The organism is Tabrizicola piscis, from assembly GCF_003940805.1.
Classification (GTDB): domain Bacteria; phylum Pseudomonadota; class Alphaproteobacteria; order Rhodobacterales; family Rhodobacteraceae; genus Tabrizicola; species Tabrizicola piscis.
This window is the reverse complement of record NZ_CP034328.1, coordinates 2,740,110-2,764,865: the sequence shown is the minus strand read 5'-3', so window position 1 is coordinate 2,764,865 and position 24,756 is coordinate 2,740,110. Positions and strand designations below refer to the sequence as shown.

Here is a 24,756-nt window from a genome sequence, read left to right as displayed (position 1 = left end):
CCCTTTGGTCAATTGCCCAGCGGCATCACCCGCCGCCCGCCAGCAGCGATGCCAGCCTCGATCCGGCTGTCCACGGCATTGCCGGAGAGCGAGGCGAGAAAGCCGTTGAACTCAGGCGTCATCCGGGTCGCCAGCCGCCCGGCCTCGATCACCATGTCCACATCCGACGTCTTCAGCTTCAACCGGGTCGGCACCTTGTTCAGCGCGTCGCGCATGTCTGGGGGCAGGCTGGCAAAGCTCGCCTCGCCCACGAACAGCTTGACGTCCTTGCAATCCCACCCCGCCGTTGATCCGCGCAGTCGTCGCACCTCGGCCATCGGCAGGGCGCAGCGCCATTCGATCAGCTCCGCCTCCCAGAACCGCAGCTCGCCACGCATGGAGTCGTAGCCGGACCGGCTGGCGGCAGACATGGCGCTGGTGGCAATCGACATCGCCAGATTCACCCCGCCCGGCCCCGCCACTTTCTGCGTCCAATCATAGTCTTCCTCGACCCCCGCGTTGGCGACAAGGAACAGCATCCGCTTCAGCTTGACCGCCTCTTCCTCGGTCAAAGGCGCATAGGGCACCTGCGCGCGGGCGCGTTCCACCGCAAGGCCGGTGGTGCCGAAATTGTCGGTGATCCCGCCATCCAGCAGTTTGACGAACTTCACTTCCTCGGGGTTGGTATAGCTTTCCAGCGCCCGGGCATGGGCGCGCATCGCTGCCGTCGCCTCGGGGTTATAGCGCGCGGCGGTCAGCCAATCGGGTTCGCGGTAGTCGCACTTGCCCTGATGCGCCTTCAGCACGATGGGGGTGAACACCAGCGGGAAGGCCGCGCTGGCGGCAACCGCTTCGCTGAGCCGCACTTTGGACAGGTCCGAACACAGGGCATCGAAGGTTTCGGGGCTGAACAGGAACGGCGTGTTGTTGGCCATATCCGTCGCGTTGATCCAGGTCTTGATGCGCGACCGTTTCCGCAGATCGCCAAAGGTGGCACCCTTGAACAGCGTGTCGTCCAGATAGCGCCCGAAAGTGTCGCGCCCGTTCACCCCGCCTGCCACGCCCTTGGCGATGGTCAGCGGGTTCAGGCCCGAGGTGACCATGTAAGCCTCGCCATCCGTCACGAGGAACCGCTCACGAAAGCCGGGCACGCCTGCGGGGCCGTAAAGCCCGAACTGCGCAGCCATGATCGACCCGCCCGACACCCCCGACACCAGCCGCACCTGATCCAGAAGCCCGTTGGGCGACCCGGTTTCGACGCCTGCGGCACGCAACTCCTCCAGCATGCCATAGGCAAAGGAGGTTGCCCTTAAACCGCCGCCTGAAAAGGCCAGGCCGATGTAAAGCTCGCCATCGCCAACGACGGCAGGTTCGACCAGCGGGGCGTTTTCATCCTGAAGCGGCTGGTTCAAGGGCTGGTTCCAGGGGGCACAGCCCAGAAGCAACAGAAGGGAAAATACGGCGCGGCGCATGCATGGCCTGAAATGGGTTGGGTCAGTCCGATTGCTGAAGCCTTGGCCACAGGATTTCAAGCGTGAATCCGGTATTGCCTTCGGGCAATGTCAGCCGCGCGCCATGCCGCGCCGCAATCGCCCGCACCAGGGCGAGGCCAAGACCATGGCCCTTGATCCCCCGGTCACGGTCGGCGCGCACAAACCGTTCAAACGCGGCGCCCCGCATGTCGGCGGGCAGGCCGGGGCCGGTATCGGCCACGCGCATCAGGATGCTGTCGCCCGCTTCGGCCACGGTCAGGGTCAGCAGGTCGCCCTTCGCACAGTACTTGATGGCGTTGTCCAGAAGGTTCGACAAAAGCTGCGCAATCAGGTTGCGGTCCCCCAGCACACGCAGGCCCGGCGCGATCAGGGCTTGTGCGTCCAGACCCTTGTCCTCGGCCAGGGGTTCGTAAAGCTCCCAAACCTCCCCCGCCACGGCTGACAGGTCCACGGGCACCAGCCCGCCGCCGCTGCCCTGATCCGCCTCGGCCCGGCTGATGTCGAGAAGCGAATCGAACATCCGGATCGCCTGGCGCATTTCGGCCCGCAGGTCGGCGGCCAGGTCTTCCTGACCCTCGATCCGGGACAGTTTCAGCAGCATCCGGTTCAAGGGGGTGCGGAGTTCATGCGCGATGGTATCGGACAGCCGGTGCGTCGCGCGGTTCAGGTTCTGGATGCGGTCCAGCATCCCGTGCACATGGGTTTCCAAGAGCCCGAACTCATCGGGCGACCGTGGCCCCGGCAAGCGCGCGTCCAGCGCGCCTTCGGCCACCCGATCCGCCAGATCATTCAGCCGCCCGATCCGCCCCATGACCGACCGCGCCGCCAGCCAGCCGACCACGCCCCCCGCCACCAGCATCGCGGCCAACAGGGCCAGCATCCCCCGCCGCATCGCCGCCAGCGTGTCATCGACCGGCTGCAGGCTGCGCGCGACCAGCAGGGGAAAGCCCCCCGGCAAGTCGCGCGCCACTGCCAGCCAGCGTGTGCCAGCCTCAGAAAACGCGCGGGCGGGTTCCACGGCGAAGCTGTCACCCTCGGCCTGCAACCCCTCCGGCCAGCCGCCCCGCGTGCCTGCCAGCACAGTGCCATTGCGATCCAGCAGCAGGAGCATCTCCCCACCCGTCGCCGCCGCCGCGCGATAGTCGATCGCCTGCCGCAGGGCGATGATCCGGCGCTGGTCGTAAAGCGCTGCGAACCCGTCCAGATCCGCCGACAGCAGCGCCCGCTGCGCCTGCATCAGCCGCGCCTCGACAAGCCGGTATTGCAGGGCCATCGCGCCAAGGGACAGCAGGGTCACCGCAAGCGCCATCACCGCCGCCAGCCGCAACGTGGCCCGCGCGGCAAGGGGGCGGCGGGAAATCACCCCGGCGACCCGGGCAAGGGCGCGAAGACATAGCCTTCGCCCCGCGCGGTCTGAATGGCCAAGGACCCCGCCTCCTCCAGCTTGCGCCGCAAGCGGCCAACGTGGACATCCACCACATTCGTGCCGGGGTCGAAATGCAGGTTCCAGACGTTTTCCAGCAACTGCATCCGGGTGACGACCTGCCCGGCATTGCGGGCGAAATAGGTGATCAGCTCAAACTCCTTGGGGGAAACCGCGACATGGGTGCGCTTTACATGCACGGTCCGCGCCTTCAGCCGGATTTCCAGATCGCCAAAGACCAGCAGGTCATTGTCCAGCACCTGCATCGTGCCCCGCCGCAACAGGGCCCGGACCCGCGCGCGCAACTCATCCGGCTCAAAGGGCTTCGGCAGGTAATCATCCGCCCCCTTTTCCAGCCCCTCAACCCGGTTCGCCGCGCGGCCCAAGGCCGACAGGATCAGGATCAGTGCGGTCGACCCCCCGGCCCTGATGCGCGCCATTGCCTCGACCCCGTCACCGCCGGGCAGCATCCGGTCCAGCACGATGACCTTGTAGGGGGTGCTGGTCGCCGCCGCGATCCCCGCGTCCAGCGTGTCGCAGTGATCGACACTACAGCCCATGCCTTCGACCACCGCGCGCACCGCGGCGGCGGTTTCGGCATCGTCCTCGACGATCAGGATACGCTCGTCCATGCCCATCCCCTCATTCAGAACACGACAACGTCGGGGTCAAGCACATTTGCCCCGCCCACCGGTCGCACACCATCATGCGCGCCCCAGGGATCAAGATAGATATGCCGGGTCAGCCCGCCCGGCGACCTGACCAAAAGCAGCACGGCCTTGGTCACCTCATAGTTCGCAAGGTCCACCGTGGCCCCGTTCACCGTCAGAATCCGGTCGCCCTGCGCCAGCCCCGCGAAGACCGCGGGTGAGTTGTCGGTGACCGCCGAAACCAGCCCGCCATCCGCTAGAACCACGCCCAGCGCCGACAGCCGGTAGGACTGCACCGTTTCCGGCAAAGCGGGCGACATTTGCCGCAGCCTCAGGCCCGTCGCCTCGACGTTGGTCGTCAGCGGTACTGGCAGGTCCAGCCGATCACCGTCGCGCAGCACGGCAAGCACCGTCGCACCCGACGCACTGGCGCGTTCCACCGCAAAGGCCAGATCGCCGGGCTGCTCCAGCTTGGTCCCGTCCACCGCCAGGATGATGTCCCCGCCGCGCAGGCCCGCCGCTTCGGCCAGACCGCCGGGGGTCACCCCATCCACCAGCAACCCCGCCGCATCGACCCCCAGCGCCGCCGCCACCTGCCGGTCCACCGGCCGCGCCGTCAGCCCAAGCGAGGGGAACGGGGCCAACGTTTCCTCGATCAGCCCGGTAACGATGGCATCAAGGTCCATGGCCGAGATTGCATAGGCGATGCCCACGAACATCCGGCTGCCATCGGCGATCTGGCTGTTCATGCCAACTAGCCGCCCGTCGATGTCCACCAAGGGTCCACCGGAGGACCCTGGATTGACTGCCGCGTCATGCTGCAGCATCCGCAGCGGGACGGTGATTTCCACCTGACGGGCGGTTGCCGAAATCCGGCCAACGGTCAACGTGAACTCAACCCCCAAGGGCGCGCCAAGGGCAAAGACCTCATCCCCCAGACCAACCGCATCGGTCGCCAGCACCAGACCCGTCCGCCCCGGCGCGACGGCGATCACCGCCACATCCCGCACGGCATCCCGCGCGATGACCAGCGCGGTTTCCTCGGTGCCGTGGCGGTCCACCAGCCGAACCTCGTCCGCCGTGCCCACCACATGGGCATTCGTCACCGCGACCGACCCATCGCCCCACAGGAAGGCCGACCCCAGAAACCGATCCTCGGCATCGGCGCTGTGCACTGTGAACACCCGGTCCATCGCCTGATCCAAGGGCGAGGCTGTTGCCGGCCCGACCAGCGCCACCAGCACGATCACCACCAGCGCAGCCAGCACCTCGACAAGGTAGCGACGCGGCTGTGTCCGCTTGCGCCCCTTCCTGTCCCGACCGACGTCAGCCCGTTGTCCGGCCATCATGATGAAACCTCTGCCTTGCCTCGTTTCCGCCTTGCTAGCAGTGCCGTTTCACAAGGGCACATGACAAAGGCCGTCATGGAAAAATCGCGCATTTACAGGCGCCCCGCCGGGACGCATCTTCACTGCAATATCTGACACCGGACCAGTTCACCCATGCATCGCACCCTGCTTGCTGCCCTGCTGACCGCAACCCTGACACTGCCCGTCGTGGCAGACGTCGGGGCAAAGATCGGGGCAGATACCGCATCGCCCGTAAAGGTGGCTGAACTTTCCGCCCGGCTTTACGATGCCGGCCTTGCGGCTGCAGACCCGCTGTTGATCCTGTCCGCCGCAAAGCTGCGCAAGACGCTTGCCCCGGTGGCGGGCAATCGGGTGCCTGTTGGCGGCCAGCCCGCCGAAGGGGCACCGCTTGGCTGGGAAGAGATGCTTGCCGCCGCCGAAACGCTTGCCGCTGGCGATGACCTTCTTCTGGGCCTGATCGCCGACATCCGGGCCGAGTCCACTAAGGGCGTCGCCTCCGGCCCGGTCTACAACATCGGAAGCCTGTCGAATGGCGGCGGCGACACCTACCCCCCGATCGAGTTTCGCGGCGGCGAATATGCCGAGGTCTATGTCGAGGCGAAGGCCGCCACCAACGTCAACCTGACGATCCTTGATGACAAGGGCCGTCTTGTCTGCACCGACACCGATATTTCCCACATCGCCTATTGCGGCTGGACGCCCGCGCAAGGTGGCACCTTCACGCTGAAAGTTGAAAACAAGGGGCCAAGCTCGGCCGCCTACGCATTGATGACAAATTGAGAGACATGATGCTGCGCACCCTTTTTGCTTCGGCCCTGTGCCTTGCCGCTTTGCCGGCACTGGCGCGGGAAAACCACGCCATCCTGATCGGCGCGAACCAGTATCAGAACCTGGCAGAACGCTGGTGGCTGAAGGGTCCGGCCAACGATGTGCAACTGGTGGCGGGATACCTGACCACCAACGCCCCTGTGCCGTTCGAAGCGGAAAACGTCACGGTGCTGACCGATGGCGTTGCAGGCTATGACGCGCCCACGCTGGCCGCCATCCGCACCGCCTTTGCCGACCTGACCGCAAAGGTCCAGCCCGGCGATTTCGTCTACCTGCACTTCTCCGGCCACGGCACGCAGGCCCCCGCGCTTGACCCCGCCTCCGAGCTTGATGGGCTGGACGAGTTGTTCCTTCCCGTCGACATCGGCGCTTGGTCCGATCAGGTCGGTGCCGTGGAAAACGCGCTAGTTGATGATGAGATCGGCACCCTGATCGACGGTCTTCGCGCCAAGGGGGCCAATGTCTGGGCAGTGTTTGACAGCTGTCATTCCGGCACAGCCACCCGCGGCGTTGACGGCGCCGAGGAAGAGGTCCGCACCCGCCAGCTTTCGCCCTCGGTCCTCGGGATGGACCCCGAAGCGATGGAAGATGTCGTCAGCCGCTCCATCGGCGATCCGCGGGATGGGGTCGAAGCCCCGTTTGATGCCGGTGAGGGCGAAGGCAGTTTCGTCGCCTTCTTTGCCGCCCAGACCAATGAGGTGACGCCGGAAAAGAACCTGCCCAAGGGCAAACCCGACCGCAAGCCGCAGGGCGTCTTCACCTGGACGCTGATGGAGGTGCTGGCCGAATACCCCGGCGCGACTTATGGCCAGATCGGGCAAGAGGTGCTGCGCCGCTATTCGGTCAAGAACCTCGCCCGGTCCACCCCGCTGTTTGAAGGCGATCTGGATCAGGTGGTGTTCGGGGTCGACCCCGGCACCCGCGTCGCCCAGTGGCAGGCCGAGGTGACGGATACGGGTCTGACCATCCCGGCAGGCAGCCTGCATGGCCTTGCCGAAGGCGCGGTCATGGCGGTGATGGCCAGCGCGGCCGACACCACCGATGCGGCCCTTGGCTATGTGACCCTGTCCAGTGTCGACACCTTCGCCGCCACCGGCCAACCGGTTGCGAAGGACGGCAAGACCCTGCCAACCGACCTGCCCAAGGGCATCACCCTGCGCAAGCTGGATGAGGCGGTGGATTTCACCCTGACCGTGGCCCTTCCCGCCCCCGGCTCTGCCCCCGCCGACGCCTTGCTGTCGGCCCTAGCAGACCTGTCCGCAGCCGCAGGCCCCCGCCTGACCTTTGTCCCGGCAACGGATGAGGCCGACCTGCGCCTTGCCGTCCTGCCCGACAGTCCGCGCCCGGATGCGATCTGGGTCCTCCCGTCAACCGGCCTGGCCGAGGATCTGGGCACCACCCCCTCGGTCTCGACCGCCGACAAGGATGGCGCCACCCTTGCCGCCACGCTTGCCGACACGCTGACCACGATCGCCCGGGCGCAAAACCTGCTCAAGCTGGGCGCTGCCGTGGGGTCAGAAGGCCTTGACGTGTCCGTCGAACTGCAGACCCGCACGCCCGAGGATCGCACCCTGCGCGCGCTGCCCTTCGCCCCGGTGCCCACGCTTTTGCCCGATGACGAAGTGCATGTCCTTGCCCGCAACAACACCGATGGACCGGTGGACGTGAACGTCCTCTACATCGCGGCGGACTATTCGATCAGCCACTGGTTCTCTGGCCGTCTCCAGCCGGGGGACGAGTTGAAGAAAGGCCTGTTCAAGATCACCGACACCGTTCTTGGGCAGGAACGGATGCTGGTCGTGGTGACACCCGCCAAGCCGCAAAGCCCGGTCGAGGACCTCGGCTATCTCGCCCAGGACGCGGTTGACGTGAACCGAAGCCTTGGCGGTTCGGCCTTTGGCGACGCCTTGATCGAAGCCGGTTTTGGCGAAACCACGCGGGGCGCGATTGCCTTGACGGATGACACGGAAGAGTCAGCCGCCCGCCCGGTAATTCTGCAACTGGAGCTGCGGACCGTTGCAGGGAACTGACCTGACAACCCATTGATCTGAAACATTTGCTGCGCAGCATTGCCTGCAGCATTTTCACCCGTCTGATACCGCGAACCGCACCCGCCATAAGCGCCTCCCTCCCCCCTCTGTGGGGGAGGGATGGGGAGGGGGGCGCCCGAAAGGCACCCCGGCCTAGAGGATCTCGCTGACCTTGACCACCCGCCCCTCGGCCACCGACTTCAGCGCCGCTTCCGCCAGCGCCAGCGCGAGCAGCCCATCCTCGCCCGAAGGGCTTGCCTTGGCCTTGCCACCCATCGCATCGATGAAGGCGGTGATTTCGGCGGCATAGGCTTCAGTATAGCGGGTCATGAAGAAATCATGCAGCGGCGGGCGGGTGTAACCGGCACCCGTGGCCACTTCGATGCTGACCGGACGCTGGTTTTCCGCGCTGACGGCACCCTTGGACCCATGCACCTCGATCCGCTGGTCGTAGCCATAGGTCGCCCGGCGGCTGTTCGAGATGACGGCCATCTTCCCCGTGGCGGTCTTGAGCATCACCTGAACGCTGTCGCTGTCGCCAGCCTTGCCGATTGCCGGATCAACCAGCACGGCGGCCATCGCGGAAACCTCGGTCACTTCCTCGCCCAACAGGAACCGCGCCATGTCGAAATCATGGATCGTCATGTCGCGGAAGATGCCGCCCGACCGAGCGATATAGTCAACGGGCGGTGCACCGGGATCGCGGCTGGTGATGACCACCATTTCAACTGCGCCGACCGTGCCCTTGTCGATCTCGGCCCGGACAGCGGCGAAATGCGGGTCGAAGCGGCGGTTGAAGCCGACCATCAGCGTACCCTTCGCCGCGCGCACCACCTCAAGGCACTGCTTGACGCGGGCCAGCGACAGGTCGATCGGCTTTTCGCAGAACACCGCCTTGCCAGCCTTGACGAACTGCTCGATCAGGTCGGCGTGGGTATCGGTCGGCGTGCAGATGACCACGGCGTCAATGTCCTTGGCCGCTGCAATCGCGTCAATCGAGCGTACGTCGCAGCCATACTGGTCGGCAATCGCCTGTGCCGCCGCCGGCATCGCATCCGACACCGCCACCAGCCGCGCATCGGGATTGCCCGTCACGGCCTTTGCATGGACCTTGCCAATACGCCCTGCACCCAAAAGCCCGAACCTGATCGCCATGATTTCCCCCAAAGCATCAACGTTTCGCCGCCCTCATGCCACCACGGGGCTGCCCGCGCAATGCCCTAGCGCCGTCCTCTATCGACGTCGGTCCGCCCAGCACAGGGCCCCCGCCCCAGCCAGCGACACTGCCACCCCCAGCCAGGCAACAGCCCCATAGCCCGCCACCGCCGTGCCCAGACCAAAGCACAGCGCCGCAATCACATCGCCCGCCAGTCTTTGCACCGCCATCAGACTGGCCCCGGCCCCCGGCCTGTCAGCCAGCAGGTCCTGCAGATAGGCAATCGGCACGGTCAGGGTGACGGCCCCGCCCAAAGCGGCAGGCAGGACCAGCAGCCAAACCAGCGCAGACCCGGCCAGAACCGGCAGCAGCGCCACATGCACCGCGTAAAGGGCGGCCCCGCCAAGGATCAGCAGCGTCCGGTCCATCCCGCGCAACAGCGCTGGCAGCATCAGCATGAACGGCACCTCCAGCCCCGCCACCAGCCCGACATAGAGCGCGACATCCGCCACCCCACGCCCGACATCCGCCACCATCACCAGCGAGATGACGGCAATGTAGATCGTCCCCGCCGCGTTGACGGCCCCCAGCGCCAGCACCCGCGCCGCCAGCCGGGGCTGCCCCATCTCGGCCAAGGCGGCGCGAAAGCTCAGCCCGCTTGGCCGGTCTTCCCATGTGGTCGCGCCATCCCTTGGCCACTGCCGCTGCACCACCAGCAGCATTGCACCAGCCAGCAAAAGCCCGACCGGAAAGACCGAGATGACTGAAACTCCTTGCGCAAAGACCATGGCCCAAAGCGGCAGGACCACCACGAAGGGCAGGGCAAACAGCGCCCGGATCACCGCCATGATCCCGTCACGCTCTCCCTTGGGATGCCGCGTCGCCGCCATCCGGGTCAGGGCAAAGACCTGCCCGAATGTCACCGATCCCACCGGCAAGAGCACTGCCGCCACGACCGCAAAGACCCAAGGCCCCGGTACCACCGTCATCAACAGCATACCCATGGCCAGCGACACGACCGCGGCCAAGGTCACCTGCCTGCGGTTCGCCGTCTGATCCGCCCGGATGCCCCCGTAGACCGAGGCGCTGACTGATATGATCGAGGACAGCGCCAGAAGGACCGCAAACCCCCGGTCGCCAAAGCCATAGGTATTGACGGCAAGGGTGCTGAAGTAGGGGCCGAAACTGCAGACGATCGCGCCTTGCAACACGATCACCAATCCTGCGGCGCGCAGGGCGGGATCAGTCAGGCAAAGGCGGATTGCGGACATGGCCTCTGGCTATCCCGCCGCCCAAACCGGCGCAAGCAGGGTGCCCTCCCCCTAGTGGGGAGGGGGCCGCTGCATCTGCCACCCGCCAGCCTTACCCCGCCGGAATGACCTTCCCCGGGTTCATCCGCCCCTCCGGGTCCAGCGCCGCCTTCACCGCCCGCATCACGTCCAGCGCCACCGGGTTCTTCCGCCGCGCCATCGAGTTCAGCTTGGACAAGCCAACCCCATGTTCGGCCGAGAAGCTGCCACCCAGTCCGGCCACCACATCCTCGACCACCTCCATCACCCGGTCTTTCAGTTCAGCCTCATCCCGCGTGGGAAAGGCCGTGAAATGCAGATTACCGTCGCCCAGATGCGCCACGGTCAGACTTTTCAACCCGGGGTCCAGCGCCTCCAGCCGCGCCAGAACCGTGGTCAGGAAACCCTCCACCCTGTCCAGAGGCAGGCACACATCCGTATCCACCGCCGGGGTCAGGCCAAGGGTGATTTCCGCCGCCGCCTCACGCCGGGCCCACATCGCCCGGCGCTGCTGCTCGCTGCGGGCAAGGACGGCATCGGTGATCAGCCCCGCCTCCAGCATGTCGGCCAGCACGGTTTCCAGCAGGCCCACCAACGGCACCTCGCCCGCCGCGTCCGGGGTGGCTTCGGCGGGCACCGTTGTCGCCGCCTCGATCAGGATCGTCACTTCGGGAATATCGTCGAACGGCAAGCCCAGATCGGGCCGCGCCACCCGCAGCCGTTCCGAATAGGTGCGCGGCATGAACTCGAACGCTTCGACCCGGCCCCCCGTCGCCTCTTGCATCCGGTTCAGCAGCACCAGCGCATCCGGCAAGGACCGCGCCGCTACCGTCGCCGTCGCATGGGCGCGCGGCGCTGGCACCAGCTTCATCACCGCTGCGGTGATGATGCCCAGCGTCCCCTCGGCCCCGATGAAAAGGTTTTTCAGATCATAGCCAGAGTTGTCCTTGTGCAACTCGCCCATCAGGTCCAGCACACGGCCATCGGCCAGCACCACCTCCAGCCCCAGACACAAGGCGCGGGTGGAGCCGTAGCGCAGCACGTTCGACCCGCCCGCGTTGGTGGACAGGACCCCGCCCAGCATCGCCGACCCCCGCGCGCCGAACCACAGAGGGAAGTACAGCCCCTCGGCCTCGGCGGCGTCATGCAGGCGGGTCAGGATGACCCCCGCCTCGGCCACCACCAGCCGGGCATCGCGCTTGACGGCGCGGATGCGGTTCATCCGCTCAAGGCTGACCATCACGCCGCCCGTCGTCATCGTCCCGCCGACCAGCCCGGTGTTGCCGCTGATCGGCACCACCGGCACACCATGTGCGGCGGCCAGTTTCACGACGGCGGAAACTTCGGCCGTGTCGGCAGGCCGAACCACGGCAAGCGGGGCGCCGCGATACTTGCCCATCCAGTCGCGCGCATGGCGGGCCATGTCTGCCCCGGTCAGGACATGGGCCGCACCAAGGGCCGCCACCAGATCGTCAATCAACGCCATACCATCCCCCGTTTCGCGCAGTTCACCAAGAACCACGCCCAGAGGAAAGGGCCAAATTTCTTGGAAGAAATTTGCAAAATCCTTCGAAGGATTTTGGCCCCAGCCTCACCCGTTCAGGATAATCGCATCCTTGCCCGACAGGCTGATTTCCACCTTGGTCCCCGGCACCGGGGGCGGCTGGTCGGCGCGGTTGAAGGTGTCCATCACCACCGTCTCGCCCGCAACCTTTGCCCGCAGCCGGATGATCGACCCCATGAAATGGACCTCTTCGATCTGGCCCATGACCACCGTCTCATAGCCCGGTTCACGCCCCAGACGCAGCGCCTCGGGGCGGAGCGCGATATGCATTTCGCGGCCCGCAGCAAGGCCGGGCGGCAAGGTCAGCACCGCACCGCCAAGGTTGACCCGGCCAGTGGCCGCATCCTCGACCGTCACGGCAAAGGTGTTCAGCGTGCCGACGAAGTTGGCCACGAACCGCGTCGTCGGGCGGTTGTAGATTTCAAACGGCGTGCCGACCTGATCGGCGATCCCGGCGTTCATCACCACGATCCGGTCCGAGATGCTCATCGCCTCTTCCTGATCGTGGGTCACGAAGATCGTCGTGATGCCCAGCCTTTGCTGAATCTCGCGGATCTCATTGCGCAGGGAAACCCGCACTTTGGCATCCAGCGCACTCAGAGGCTCATCCAGCAACAGCACCCTTGGGCTGGGCGCCAAAGCCCGCGCCAGCGCCACGCGCTGCTGCTGGCCGCCCGACAGCTGGAACGGGAACCGCCCCGCCATCTCGGACAATCCGATCAGCGCCAGCATTTCCTTGACCCGCGCCTCACGCTCGGCCCGGCCCACGCCCTTGACCTTCAGGCCAAAGGCCACGTTGTCAGCCACCGTGAGGTTCGGAAACAGCGCATAGGCCTGAAACATCATCCCGATGTTGCGCGCATTGGCCTTCAGCCCGGTCACCTCTTGCCCGTCGATGGTGATGCTGCCCGAGGTGGGCCGTTCAAACCCCGCGACCATGCGCAGCACCGTCGTCTTGCCACAGCCCGACGGCCCAAGAAGCGAGATGAACTCGCCCTTCTCGACCTTCAGGTCAAAGTCCTTCACCACCAGATTTGACCCAAAGGCCTTTTCTAGATTTTGGATCGTCAGGAAGCTCATCAGGCCTTGGCCCTTTCGTGTTTGGAAAACCGGGTGACCAGTTGCATCAGACCCATGCAGCCCCAGGTGATGGCAAAGGCGATCACCGCCAGCGCAGGTGGCTCATAGGCCCGGTTGGCCCCCAGAAGCTGCATGAACGGCCCAAAGGCCGGCCGGTTGAGAAGCGCCGCCATGGTGAACTCGCCCAGGACAATCGCCAGCGTCAGGAACGCCCCCGACAGCACAGCAACCATCACGTTCGGCAGGATGATCCGCCCCAGAATGGTGATCCACCCCGCGCCAAGCGACTGCGCGGCTTCCGTCAACGTGCCCACATCGATGGTTCGCAACCCGGTATCCACGCTGCGGTACATGTAGGGCAGCGCCAGCGTGGTATAGCCCATGGTCAGCAGGAAATCGGTCCCGAGCGCGGACCCGGTCAGCGGCAGCCAGCTGGAGGTGTTGTAAAGCCGGATATAGCCGAAGACGAGCACGATGGCCGGAATGACCAGCGGCAGCAGGGTGACAAACTCGACGAAGGGGCGGGCCTGTGGCAGCTTCAGCCGCACCCAATAGGCCGTGGGCACGACCAGAAACACGCCGACCACGATGGTCGCGGCGGCAAGGATCAGCGAATAGCTGAAAGTGTCCCAGAACCGCTGATCCTCAAACACGCGGCGATAGGCGTCGAAGGAATACTCCCCCCGCCGCATCTTCAGGCTGAACTCGGTCATCCCGACCAGCGGCAGAAGGAAGTACAGGCAGCCGAAGATCAGCGCGAACCAGGCGAAGAAGCGGGTCATTTCAGCCACCTCTCCGACCGGACGCGCAGGACGATGTAGATCGTGTTGGCAATGACAGTGATCACGATCATCCCGAAGGCCAGCGCAAAGCCAAGGTTCGGATTGCCCAGCACATCGCCCCGAATCTGCGCGAACAGCTTGATCGGCACGATGTTCAACTGCGGCCCGGTCAGCGCAAAGGCCGTGGCCACCGCGCCAAAGGCATTGGCGAACAACAGCGCGAAGGTCCCCAACAGCGACGGGAACAGGATCGGCAAGGCCACCATCCGCCAGTATTGCGCCGTGGTGGCGCCCAGCACCGCCGCCGCCTCACGCCATTCGCGCTTCAGCCCGTCCAGCGCGGGGATGATGATCAGGATCATCAGCGGGATCTGGAAGAACAGGTAGGTGATCACCAGCCCCCAGAAGGACAGCAGGTTGAACCCAAGGGCGCGCAGGTTGATGCCGACGTCACGCAGTTCCATCGTGATCAGCCCCGCCGGGCCGATGGTGGCGATGAAGGCAAAGGCCAGCGGCACGCCGGCAAAGTTCGACGCCACGCCCGAGAATGTCATCAGCGGCGACCGCACTCCCTTTGGCAGGCCGCCAAAGACCACCGCTGCCGCCATGGCAAACCCGATGGCGCAACCAAGGCCCGCGGAAATCAGGCTCAGCTTGATTGACGTCCAATAGGCGTTGACGATCGATGGGGTGTTCAGGTCCAAGAGGTTCTGGAAGGTAAAGCCACCATCCGCCGTCTGGAAGGCCCCGATCACGATCCGCATCGTCGGCAGGATCAGGAACAGGACGGCAAAGATCGCGAAGGGCAGGATGCCCAGCCATTCCAGCGGCAGCCTTCGCTCGCCGCGACGGATCGGACCCTTTGCCATGTATCCCCCGGATAAACGGCGGCTCTGGCGGCCGCCTGAATGGAGTGCCTGCCCCGGGATCACGCCCGGGGCAGGCGGTCAGATCACTCGACGTTGGCGCCGACAACGGAATCCCAGCCAGCGGTGACGGCGGCCTTGTTCGCGTCAACTTCTTCCAGGGTCGGGAAGTAGGCGGCCTCGTAGGATTCCGCCGGGGGCAGCGCGTCCAGCAGCTCCTGCGGGATCTTGCCAGCAGCGGCCATCGCGTTGAAGCGCGCCGGGTGGCAGTAGCCCGCCAGCCAGCCAAGCTGACCTTCGTCGCTGTAAAGGTATTCCATCCACAGCTTGGCGGCATTCGGCTGCGGGGCGTAGGCGCTGATTGCCTGCACATAGACCCCGGCCAGAACGCCCGACTTCGGCACGACAACCTCGACCGGGGGGTTCCCGGCGAGTGTGTCACGGGCCGCAAGGGCGTTGTAGTCCCACATGATCATGATCGGCGTGGTGCCCTGCGCCAGCGTGCCGGCCTTGCCGATGACCGGGACAAAGTTGCCCGCATCGTTCAGCGCCTTGAAGAACTCAAGCCCCGCCTTGCCAGCGGCCTCACCCGGGGCAGCCCCGGTCGACATGCCAGCCGCCAGAACACCCAGGATCGCCTGGTTCGACGCACGCGGATCGCCCGCCAGCGCCACCATGCCCGCATATTCCGGCTTCAGCAGATCAGCCCAGTCCTGCGGGACGTTTTCAACCAGATCCTTGTTCACGATGAAGGACATGACGCCGTAATAATCGGCATACCAGTGGCCATCGGCATCCTTGATCTCGGCCGGGATCTCGTCCCAGGTGGAGACCTTGTAGGGCTGGGTCAGACCTTCGGCCTTGGCTTGCGGACCAAAGGCAAGACCCACGTCCAGCACGTCCGGGGCCTGCGGGCCCTTGTTGTCCTTGTTGGCCTTCACGGCCTCAAGCTCATCGGCGGAACCGGCGTCGGGGTTCAGCTCGTTCACGGTGATCTCGGGGTACTTTGCCTTGAACCCGGCGATCACGTTGCCATAGCCGCACCAGTCATGCGGCAGGGCGATGGTGGACAGCATGCCTTCGGCCTTGGCAGCGGCCTCAAGCTCGGCCATGTGGGCTTCGGCGAAGGCGGCACCGTTCGACATCAGCACGGCAACGCTTGTCGTCAGGCACAGGATGTTTCTTTTCAGCATTTGACTTCTCCCAGGTGGAACATCGGCGCAGGGTTTTGCCGACCAGCGGCTCTTGCAACCACGGTCAGTGCCCGCGCTCTGTAACACTCAGGTAACAGCGCGATGAAAGTTCTGACAAGGCGCAATCGCATCGAGATATCTTTGTCCCTGCCGCCCGACCTTGCCTGACAAGGGTGCCGCCCTCGGGGGCATCGAGCCCCACTCGAACGGCGTTGCCACGGAACCGATGGTCCGGCGGCAATGACCGGGACCACCGGCGGCGCCTCCGGCGGGAGTATTTGGAAAAGAGCAACTGCAGGGGCGGCCGCGTCCACCACGGCGCGCAGGCCCGGTAAAGCGAAGACCATCCTGCGACTTGCTCTTTTCCAAATACTCCCGCCGGAGGCTGCGACGCGGGTCGGGGACGACGCAGGCGCAAGCGGGGGCCCCGCCTAAAGCCATGAAATCCCGATGGGAATCCTTCATGACATCGGCAATCTGCCCCAGACATTGCCCCCCTTCCCCCTGCCGTTGCCCCGTGTTACCCCGGCCGCACCATGAGCTCTTCCCGAAATCCCGTTAAAGGCATCTGGCTGATGGTCGCCGCCGTCGCCGCCTTTGCAGCGCAGGACGGGTTTTCCAAGCACCTTGCGGGCGAATACTCGACCCTGATGATCATCATGATCCGCTACTGGGTCTTCGCCGGGTTCGTCACCATCCTGGCGCTCCGCCGGCCCGAGGGGCCGCGCGCGGCGATCCGGTCGGGGCGGCTTGGCGCGCACCTCATCCGGTCATGCCTGCTGGTGGCCGAGATCTGTCTGATCGTCTGGGGCTATACCCTGATCGGGTTGATCGAAAGCCATGCCGTCTTTGCGATCTGCCCGCTGCTGATCGTCGCCCTCTCCGGTCCGATCCTTGGGGAGCGCATCGTCTGGCAGCGGTGGGCGGCGGTTGCTGCCGGGCTGCTGGGCGTCATCATCATCCTGCGCCCGGGGGTTGGCGTGTTCAGCTGGGCAGCACTTCTGCCGCTTGTCGCTGCGTTCTTCTTCGCGCTCTATTCCGTCCTGACCCGCCTGACCACGCGGGACGAGCCGACGTTTCCCGCCTTCTTCTGGCCCGGCGTGATCGGCGCGCTGCTGATGACCGGGCTTGGCCTGCCGCATCTGGAGCCGATGGTCCCGCAGGACATGGCCTTCCTTGCCATCTACTGCGCCTTGTCGATCTTCTCGCACTGGCTCCTGTTGAAATGCTACGAGCAGATCGAGGCGGCGCGGGTCCAGCCCTATGCCTATCTGCAGATCGTCTTCGTCACCATCATCGGCCTGACGATCTATGGCGAAGTGCTTGAACTGCCCGTCGCCATCGGCACTGCCGTCATCGTCGCCGCAGGGCTTTATGCACTGTCGTTGGAACGCAAGTCCGCATGACCGCGCCCCAATCCGCCACCACCCAGAACACCCGCCTTGGCGTCTGGCTGATGATCGCGACCACGGTGGTCTTCGCCGCGCAGGACGGGATCTCGCGGCATCTGGCGACGGATTACAGCGTGATGATGGTGGTGATGATCCGCTTCTGGGTCTTCGGGCTGTTTGCCATCACCCTTGCCGCCGTCAGCACCGGCGGCCTGCGCGCCGCTGCCAAAAGCCACACGCCTTGGGTACAGCTTGTCCGGGGCGTGATCCTGGTGGCCGAGATTTGCGTGATGGTCGTCGGTTTCGTGAAGCTGGGCCTGATCGAGGCGCATGCCGTCTTTACCAGCTACCCCCTGCTGATCGCCGCGCTGTCCGGCCCGATCCTGGGCGAAAAGGTCGGCTGGCGGCGCTGGACGGCAATCGCCGTGGGCTTTGTCGGCGTCCTCATCATCCTGCAGCCGGGCATTGCCGTCTTTTCGCCCTGGGCGCTGGTGCCCCTGCTTGCGGCCCTCATGTTCGCGGTCTACGGGCTTTTGACCCGCTACGTCGCCCGCAAGGACAGCGCGCCCGTCAGCTTTTTTTGGACCGGCGTCGTCGGGGCCATCGCCATGACACCCTTCGGCCTTGCCAACTGGACTTGGATGACCCCGACCGACTGGGCCTGGATGTCCACCCTGTGCTGCACCGCTGTCCTTGGCCACTGGCTTCTCATCCGCGCCTATGCGGTGGCCGAAGCGTCGGCGATCCAGCCCTTCGCCTATCTGCAGCTGGTCTTCGCCTCGTCCATCGGCCTTTTCGTCTTTGGCGAGGTGCTGCGCATCAACGTCGCCATCGGCGCGGGAATCGTGGTGGCGGCGGGGGTCTTCACCCTGTGGCGCCAGCGCGTCCGGGAAAAGGCCGCCGAACGGGCGCAGTAGCAGCCCGGTTGCCCCGCCCCCCGACGCGGCGTAAAACCGCAGGCAACGCCTGACAGGAGCCTGCCCCATGACCGCCCCGAAACCCGTCGTCCTTTGCATCCTTGACGGCTGGGGCATTGGCCCGAACCCTGAAACCAGCGCGCCGGCGCAGGCGCGGGTGCCGACCTTCAACCACCTTTGGGCCACCTGCCCGCATGCCACCCTTGTGACCCACGGGCCAGATGTGGGCCTGCCCACCGGGCAGATGGGCAACTCCGAGGTTGGCCACACCAACATCGGCGCGGGCCGCGTGGTGGCGATGGACCTTGGTGCCATCGACCTTGCCATCGAAGACGGCAGCTTTGCCGTGAACCCGGCCATTCTGGACTTTGCTGCCAAGGTGAAGGCCAAGGGCGGGACCGCGCATCTTCTGGGCGTGGTGTCGGATGGCGGCGTGCATGGCCACGTCAACCACATCCTTGCCGCCTGCCGCGCAATCACCGCGCTTGGCGTTCCCGTAGCGCTCCATGCCATCACCGATGGGCGCGATGTCTCTCCCTCCTCGGCGCAGGGCTATGTGGCCGACCTTGTCCAGCGCCTGCCCTATGGTGCCAGCATCGCCACGGTGACGGGCCGCTACTGGGCCATGGACCGTGACAATCGCTGGGAACGCGTGGCGCGCGCCTACGACGTGATCGTCAATGCAAAGGGCGAGGCTGCCCAGTATCCGATCAGCGCCATCTCAAGCTCTTATGCCAAGGCCGAGACGGATGAATTCCTCGCCCCCACCGTGATCGACGGCTATCACGGGGCCAAGGATGGGGACGGTATCTTCTGCCTGAACTTCCGGGCCGACCGGGCGCGGGAAATCCTTGCCGCGCTTGGTGATCCCGCCTTCACCGCGTTTGACACCGGCCCCCGGCCGGAGTGGTCGGCCATGCTGGGGATGGTCGAATATTCCGACGCCCACAACGCCTATATCGCCACCGCCTTCCCCAAGCGCGTGCTGGTGAACACCCTTGGCGAATGGGTCTCCAACCACGGCCGTACCCAATTCCGTCTGGCCGAAACCGAAAAATACCCCCATGTCACCTTCTTCCTGAACGGCGGGCGTGAGGTGCCCTACCCCGGCGAAGACCGCGCTATGCCTTTGTCGCCCAAGGTCGCCACCTATGACCTGCAACCGGAAATGAGCGCGCCCGAAGTGACTGATCGGCTGGTTGGGGCGATCAACCATGGCTATGACCTGATCGTCGTCAACTTCGCCAACCCCGATATGGTGGGCCATACCGGCAGCCTCCCCGCTGCGATCAGGGCGTGCGAGGCGGTGGATCAAGGTCTTGCCCGCGCGCTGGAGGCGCTGACCGCAAGGGGTGGCGCGATGCTGATCTGCGCCGACCATGGCAATTGCGAGGTGATGGTAGATCCCGTCTCTGGCGGCCCCCATACCGCCCATACCACGAACCCGGTGCCGGTCATCCTTGTCGGCGGCCCCGCTGGCGCCCACTTGCGCAATGGCCGCCTGTCGGACCTGGCGCCCACGCTGCTGCAGTTGATGGGCCTGCCCCAGCCCGCCGAAATGACCGGGGAAACGCTGATCGCATGATCCGCGCCGCCGCCCTTTGCCTTCTGCTTACTGCCCCAATGCTTGTGGGCCCGGCCACCGCGCAGACGGTGGCCGAACAGGCCGCTCTCGCCTCGGCCGATCTGCAGGCCGCCGTGGCCGCCCTTGACGCGGCAGTCGAGGCGCGGGACCGCGTTGCCGCGCTCAGCAAGACGATCCGCGCCTACGAATCCGGGCTGGCCGCCCTGCGCGGGGCGTTGCGGCAGGCGTCACTGCGCGAAACCGCCCTGACCCGTCAGTTCGACGCCAAAAGTGACAGCATCGGCCGCCTGCTGGGCGTCTTGGCCACGATGGAGGCGAACCCCGGCCCGCTTCTCCTGCTGCACCCCGACGGCGCGCTTGGCACCGCCCGCTCCGGCATGGTGATGGCGGATGTGACCCCCGCCCTGCAGGCCGAAGCCGAGGCGCTCAAGGCCGAGCTTCAGGAACTCGCCGACCTGCGCGCGCTCCAGCTTTCGGCGGGCGAAACGCTGTCCAAAGGCCTTGCCGCCGCGCAAGAGGCTCGAACCAGCCTGTCACAGGCCATGTCCGACCGGGTCGACCTGCCGCGCCGGTTTCTGGATGACCCCGACGCGCTGCGCGATCTGCTGGAAAGCGCCGACACGCTGGATGGCTTTGCCGCAGGCCTGTCACCCGATGCCGAAGGCGACACCAGCTTTGTCGCCGCCAAGGGCACCCTGCCGCTGCCCGTCCTTGGTCGCACCCTGCGCAAACCTGGCGAGGCGGACGCCACCGGCACCCGCCGCCCCGGCCTGACCCTTGCCACCGGACCCCGTGCACTGGTCACCGCTCCATGGCCTGCGACCATCCGCTACCGCGGTCCGCTGCTTGACTACGGAAATGTGATGATACTCGAACCCGGGGACGGCTATCTACTGGTTCTGGCCGGACTGGATGTCCTTTATGGCGAGGTAGGAGAAGTCGTTGCCGCCGATGCCCCACTTGGCCTGATGGGAGGGGTCGAGGCAGCTTCGGCGGAATTCCTGACCGAACCGGCAGATGGGTCTGGCGGGCGCGGGACGGAAACGCTTTATATGGAACTCAGACAGGGTGCAGCGCCCGTGGACCCGATGCCGTGGTTCACCGCCACCGCCCGCACAGAGGATTGACGTCGTATGAAAAAGTTCGTGATGGCCGCCTTGGGCGGAACGGTTGCCGGGGTGGTGCTGACCACGCAGATCGCCGGCCCCCTGATCGCGCAGGAAGCCTCCAGCGATACCTCGGTCTACGAACAGCTTGATCTGTTCGGCGACATCTTCGAACGCATCCGCAGCCAGTATGTCGAGGAAGTGTCGACCGAAGACCTGGTCACCGCCGCGATCAACGGGATGCTCACCTCGCTTGACCCGCACTCCGGCTATCTGTCGGCCAAGGATTTCGACGACATGCGGGTGCAGACCCGCGGCGAATTCGGCGGCCTCGGGATCGAGGTGACGCAGGAAGAAGGCTTCATCAAGGTCATCTCCCCGATGGACGGCACCCCCGCCGACAAGGCCGGCATCCTTGCGGGCGACTTCATCACCCATGTCGATGGCGAATCCGTCCTTGGCCTTCTGCTGGACGACGCCGTGGAAAAGATGCGCGGTCCGATCGGATCGGAAATCATCATCACCATCGTCCGCGAAGGTACGCCGGAACCCTTTGACGTGTCGATCATCCGCGACACCATCAAGCTGACCGCCGTCCGGGGCCGCGTTGTCGACAACACGGTCGTCCTGCGGATCACCACCTTCAACGACCAGACCACCTCTGGCATGGTCGAAGCCCTGAACACCGCAATCGAGGAACTGGGCGGGATCGAGAACATGGACGGCGTCGTCCTTGATCTGCGCAACAACCCCGGCGGCCTGTTGAACGAAGCGATCTCGGTCTCGGACGCCTTCCTTGAAAAGGGCGAGATCGTCTCCACCCGGGGCCGTCAGGCAGGCAGTGGCGAACGCTACAACGCCCAGCCCGGCGATCTGGTGGCAGGCAAGCCGATCGTGATGCTGATCAACGGCGGCTCTGCTTCGGCCTCGGAAATCGTGGCCGGCGCCTTGCAGGACCACCGCCGCGCCATCGTTGTCGGCACGAAAAGCTTCGGCAAAGGCTCGGTCCAGACCCTGATCCCGCTGCGCGGCGACGGGGCGATGCGCCTGACCACCGCGCGCTACTACACGCCATCCGGCCGGTCGATCCAGGCGCTTGGCATCTCGCCAGACATCGTGGTGAACCAGCCGCCACCAGCCCCCGTGGTTGAAGGTGAGGAAGATGCACCGGCATCGGCCGTCCGCAACCGGTCCGAAGCCGACCTGCGCGGCGCCATCACCAACGATTCGATGACCGATGAGGAAAAGCGGCTGTACGAGGAAGAACTCGCCCGGGCCGAGGAATCGGCCAAGCTGCGGGATGAGGATTACCAACTCGCCTATGCCGTCGACATCATCAAGGGGCTGACCGCCATCGCCCCCGAACAGCCCTAAGGTCTGGGCCAAACCTGTCCACCTTCGCCTCCCCTCCCCCTCGTGGGGAGGGGATGGGGGTGGGGGGCCCGCTTCCATCGGGCCCGATTTGCCGAAAGTGCCCGCCATGACCGACCCGGAAAGCCTGCCCTACCGCCCCTGTGTCGGCGTCGTCCTGATCGACGCCCGCGGTCTTGTGTTTGCCGGTCAGCGGATCGACAGCCCCTCGCCCGCATGGCAGATGCCACAAGGCGGCATCGACAAGGACGAAACCCCCAAGACAGCGGCCTTCCGTGAGCTGTGGGAAGAAACCGGCGTCACCCGTGACCTTGTCACCCCCATCGCCAAGACCCACGGCTGGGTGACCTATGACCTGCCGCCCGATCTTCTGGGCAAGGTCTGGGGCGGCAAGTACCGGGGCCAGCGGCAGAAATGGTTCCTGTTCCGCTTCAATGGCCGCGACAGCGACATCAAGATCGCCACCGAACACCCCGAGTTTTCGACCTGGCGCTGGATTCTGGCCGATGAGATGGTTGACAGCATCGTCCCCTTCAAACGCGCGGTTTATGACGAAGTCATCCGCAGTTTCCGCGCTTATCTGGCGTAAACCGCCCCGTCCCCTCGTCATTCGACTGCGTCTCCTCCTCGGCCCCCGCAGCGAGGAGTGACGAAGTCATCGACGAGCGGCCCCACCCCGGAACATCGTTCCGCCCCCCGCTGGCTTGGGTAAAAGGCGGACTGCGGGGGCTACATCCCCCACGATTTCCGCCTTATTGTCCCCAGATACCGCACCGTCGCTTGAATTCTGCCCCGTTCCCGCGCTAGGCACCCGCCCGACAGGTGGCCAATGCCGCCGTGCACGCCAGCGCCTTGAAAGGTTGATCCGATGTCTTCCCTGCCAAACCTCGCCCCGATCCCCGAGCTTTATGTTTCCTACGATTCCGCCCAGAAGCTGAAGCATGAGGCTGGCGCGCTGCCCTCATGGGACCTGACCGCGCGTCAGGTCTGCGATCTGGAGCTGTTGATGAACGGCGGGTTCTTCCCGTTGCGTGGCTTCATGGGACAGGCGGACTATGATGGCGTCGTCGCCAACATGCGCACCGCTGATGGCACGCTCTGGCCCATGCCGATCACGCTGGACGTGTCCGAGGCCTTTGCCGAAAAGGTCGAACCCGGTCAGGACATCGCCCTTCGCGACGCCGAAGGTGTCATCCTTGCGATCCTGTCGATCAGCGACAAATGGGTGCCGAACAAGGCGCTTGAGGCGGAAAAGGTTTTTGGCGCTGATGACCTCGCCCACCCTGCGGTCAACTACCTGCACAACCAGGCGGGCAAGGTCTATCTGGGCGGCCCGGTCACCGGCATCCAGCAGCCGGTCCACTATGACTTCAAGGCCCGCCGTGACACCCCGAACGAACTCCGCGCCTTCTTCCGCAAGATGGGTTGGCGCAAGATCGTGGCTTTCCAGACCCGCAACCCCCTCCACCGCGCGCATCAGGAACTCACCTTCCGCGCCGCGCGTGAGGCGCAGGCCAACCTCCTCATCCACCCCGTCGTCGGCATGACCAAACCCGGCGACGTGGACCACTTCACCCGCGTCCGCTGTTATGAGGCGGTGCTGGACCAGTACCCCGCCCAGACCACGGCCCTCAGCCTCCTCAACCTCGCCATGCGCATGGCCGGCCCGCGTGAGGCGGTCTGGCACGGCATCATCCGCAAGAACCACGGCTGCACCCACATGATCGTGGGCCGTGACCATGCCGGGCCGGGGAAAAACTCCCAAGGTCAGGATTTTTACGACCCCTACGCTGCGCAAGAACTGTTCGCCGCCCATGCCGCCGAGATCGGCATCGAGATGGTCGATTTCAAACACATGGTCTATGTCGCCGAAAAGGCCCAGTACTACCCGGCGAACGAAGTGCCCGAAGGCTCCACCGTGCTGGACATTTCCGGCACCGAACTCCGCCGCCGCTTGCGCGAAGGGCTGGACATCCCCGAATGGTTCAGCTTCCCGCAAGTGGTGGAAGAACTGAGGAAGACCAGCCCCGCGCGGTCCAAGCAGGGCTTCACCGTGTTCTTCACCGGCCTCTCCGGCAGCGGCAAATCCACCATCGCCAACGCGCTGATGGTCAAGCTGATGGAAATGGGCGGCCGCCCCGTCACGCTGCTGGATGGCGACGTGGTGCGCAAACACCTGTCCTCGGAACTCGGCTTCTCCAAGGAACACCGCGACCTGAACATCAAGCGCATCGGCTATGTGGCGTCCGAGATCACCAAGAACGGCGGCATCGCCATCTGCGCCCCCATCGCCCCCTACACCGCCACCCGCCGCGCGGTGCGTGAGATGATCGAGGCGTTCGGCGCCTTCATCGAAGTCCATGTCGCGACCAGCATCGAAGAATGCGAACGCCGCGACCGCAAGGGCCTGTATAAACTGGCACGCGAAGGCAAGATCAAGGAATTCACCGGCATCTCCGACCCCTATGAAGCGCCGACCAAGGCCGAACTGGTGGTGGACACCGAAAATGTCGATGTCGACCACTGCGCCCACCAGGTTCTGCTCAAGCTGGAACAGATGGGCCTGATCCGGGCGTGACAAGACACCGGCCGGATTTCCCAATCCGGCCGGAATTCCCTTGTTCAACGCGGATTATTTCACATTTTCGCCCAATATTCTTGTCTTGATGGCGCAGTATTCGTG

The 24,756-nt window shown here is 65.3% G+C and carries 20 protein-coding genes; 9 read left to right on the top strand and 11 right to left on the bottom strand.

What is annotated here, in order from left to right; all coding sequences use genetic code 11:
• Positions 1–8 precede the first annotated feature (8 nt).
• The 4 genes from EI545_RS13505 to EI545_RS13490 are packed head-to-tail and all read right to left on the bottom strand — an operon-like array spanning position 9 to position 4,894.
• A complete protein-coding gene (locus tag EI545_RS13505; protein ID WP_125325956.1) occupies positions 9–1,451 on the bottom strand; it encodes a patatin-like phospholipase family protein in 1,443 nt (480 codons plus the stop codon).
• A gap of 22 nt (positions 1,452–1,473) precedes the next feature.
• Positions 1,474–2,835 (bottom strand): HAMP domain-containing sensor histidine kinase, encoded by a 1,362-nt coding sequence (locus EI545_RS13500; RefSeq protein WP_125325955.1) that lies wholly within the window; start codon positions 2,833–2,835, stop codon positions 1,474–1,476.
• Positions 2,832–3,527: a response regulator transcription factor gene (locus EI545_RS13495; RefSeq protein ID WP_245990025.1), complete on the bottom strand. Its 696-nt coding sequence runs from the start codon at positions 3,525–3,527 to the stop codon at positions 2,832–2,834. Before EI545_RS13495 ends, EI545_RS13500 begins: the two co-directional genes overlap by 4 nt.
• Before the next feature lie 14 nt (positions 3,528–3,541).
• Complete coding sequence (locus tag EI545_RS13490; protein WP_125325953.1) at positions 3,542–4,894, bottom strand: trypsin-like peptidase domain-containing protein; 1,353 nt, start codon at positions 4,892–4,894, stop codon at positions 3,542–3,544.
• Between the two features lie 153 nt (positions 4,895–5,047).
• Between EI545_RS13490 and EI545_RS13485 the strand changes: the two genes are divergently transcribed.
• Positions 5,048–5,695 (top strand): hypothetical protein, encoded by a 648-nt coding sequence (locus EI545_RS13485; protein ID WP_125325952.1) that lies wholly within the window; start codon positions 5,048–5,050, stop codon positions 5,693–5,695.
• A gap of 5 nt (positions 5,696–5,700) precedes the next feature.
• On the top strand, positions 5,701–7,773 hold the full coding sequence (locus tag EI545_RS13480; RefSeq protein ID WP_125325951.1) for a caspase family protein: 2,073 nt from the start codon (positions 5,701–5,703) through the stop codon (positions 7,771–7,773).
• 153 nt (positions 7,774–7,926) lie between these two features.
• On the opposite strand, the gene iolG is transcribed toward EI545_RS13480, so the two are convergent.
• From iolG to EI545_RS13445, 7 genes are all read right to left on the bottom strand, one after another.
• Positions 7,927–8,928: an inositol 2-dehydrogenase gene (gene iolG, locus EI545_RS13475; RefSeq protein WP_125325950.1), complete on the bottom strand. Its 1,002-nt coding sequence runs from the start codon at positions 8,926–8,928 to the stop codon at positions 7,927–7,929.
• 78 nt (positions 8,929–9,006) lie between these two features.
• Positions 9,007–10,200: an MFS transporter gene (locus EI545_RS13470; RefSeq protein ID WP_125325949.1), complete on the bottom strand. Its 1,194-nt coding sequence runs from the start codon at positions 10,198–10,200 to the stop codon at positions 9,007–9,009.
• A gap of 91 nt (positions 10,201–10,291) precedes the next feature.
• A complete protein-coding gene (locus tag EI545_RS13465) occupies positions 10,292–11,704 on the bottom strand; it encodes an FAD-binding oxidoreductase (protein WP_125325948.1) in 1,413 nt (470 codons plus the stop codon).
• 105 nt (positions 11,705–11,809) lie between these two features.
• Positions 11,810–12,862, bottom strand: a complete 1,053-nt coding sequence (locus EI545_RS13460; protein ID WP_125325947.1) for an ABC transporter ATP-binding protein — start codon at positions 12,860–12,862, stop codon at positions 11,810–11,812.
• Complete coding sequence (locus EI545_RS13455; protein ID WP_125325946.1) at positions 12,862–13,644, bottom strand: ABC transporter permease; 783 nt, start codon at positions 13,642–13,644, stop codon at positions 12,862–12,864. Before EI545_RS13455 ends, EI545_RS13460 begins: the two co-directional genes overlap by 1 nt.
• Positions 13,641–14,513 (bottom strand): ABC transporter permease, encoded by an 873-nt coding sequence (locus tag EI545_RS13450; RefSeq protein WP_125325945.1) that lies wholly within the window; start codon positions 14,511–14,513, stop codon positions 13,641–13,643. The genes EI545_RS13455 and EI545_RS13450 overlap by 4 nt, the downstream gene beginning before the upstream one ends.
• An 83-nt stretch (positions 14,514–14,596) precedes the next feature.
• Positions 14,597–15,703, bottom strand: a complete 1,107-nt coding sequence (locus EI545_RS13445) for an ABC transporter substrate-binding protein (protein WP_125325944.1) — start codon at positions 15,701–15,703, stop codon at positions 14,597–14,599.
• A 536-nt stretch (positions 15,704–16,239) separates the two neighbouring features.
• On the opposite strand from EI545_RS13445, the gene EI545_RS13440 reads away from it, so the two are divergent.
• The 7 genes from EI545_RS13440 to EI545_RS13410 all read left to right on the top strand — a co-directional run bounded on the left by EI545_RS13440 (position 16,240) and on the right by EI545_RS13410 (position 24,651).
• Positions 16,240–17,109 carry a DMT family transporter gene (locus EI545_RS13440; protein ID WP_125325943.1) on the top strand — a complete coding sequence of 290 codons (870 nt, stop codon included), beginning with the start codon at positions 16,240–16,242 and terminating at the stop codon, positions 17,107–17,109.
• Positions 17,106–18,011 carry a DMT family transporter gene (locus EI545_RS13435; RefSeq protein ID WP_125325942.1) on the top strand — a complete coding sequence of 302 codons (906 nt, stop codon included), beginning with the start codon at positions 17,106–17,108 and terminating at the stop codon, positions 18,009–18,011. Before EI545_RS13440 ends, EI545_RS13435 begins: the two co-directional genes overlap by 4 nt.
• Before the next feature lie 67 nt (positions 18,012–18,078).
• The gene (gene gpmI / locus EI545_RS13430; RefSeq protein ID WP_125325941.1) at positions 18,079–19,596 is read left to right on the top strand and encodes a 2,3-bisphosphoglycerate-independent phosphoglycerate mutase; all 1,518 of its coding nucleotides are present in this window, start codon (positions 18,079–18,081) and stop codon (positions 19,594–19,596) included.
• On the top strand, positions 19,593–20,723 hold the full coding sequence (locus EI545_RS13425; protein WP_125325940.1) for a murein hydrolase activator EnvC family protein: 1,131 nt from the start codon (positions 19,593–19,595) through the stop codon (positions 20,721–20,723). Before gpmI ends, EI545_RS13425 begins: the two co-directional genes overlap by 4 nt.
• A gap of 6 nt (positions 20,724–20,729) precedes the next feature.
• Positions 20,730–22,076, top strand: a complete 1,347-nt coding sequence (locus tag EI545_RS13420; RefSeq protein ID WP_125325939.1) for a S41 family peptidase — start codon at positions 20,730–20,732, stop codon at positions 22,074–22,076.
• 97 nt (positions 22,077–22,173) lie between these two features.
• The gene (locus tag EI545_RS13415; protein WP_425471565.1) at positions 22,174–22,662 is read left to right on the top strand and encodes an RNA pyrophosphohydrolase; all 489 of its coding nucleotides are present in this window, start codon (positions 22,174–22,176) and stop codon (positions 22,660–22,662) included.
• 279 nt (positions 22,663–22,941) lie between these two features.
• Positions 22,942–24,651 (top strand): bifunctional sulfate adenylyltransferase/adenylylsulfate kinase, encoded by a 1,710-nt coding sequence (locus EI545_RS13410; protein ID WP_125325937.1) that lies wholly within the window; start codon positions 22,942–22,944, stop codon positions 24,649–24,651.
• Positions 24,652–24,756 lie beyond the last annotated feature (105 nt).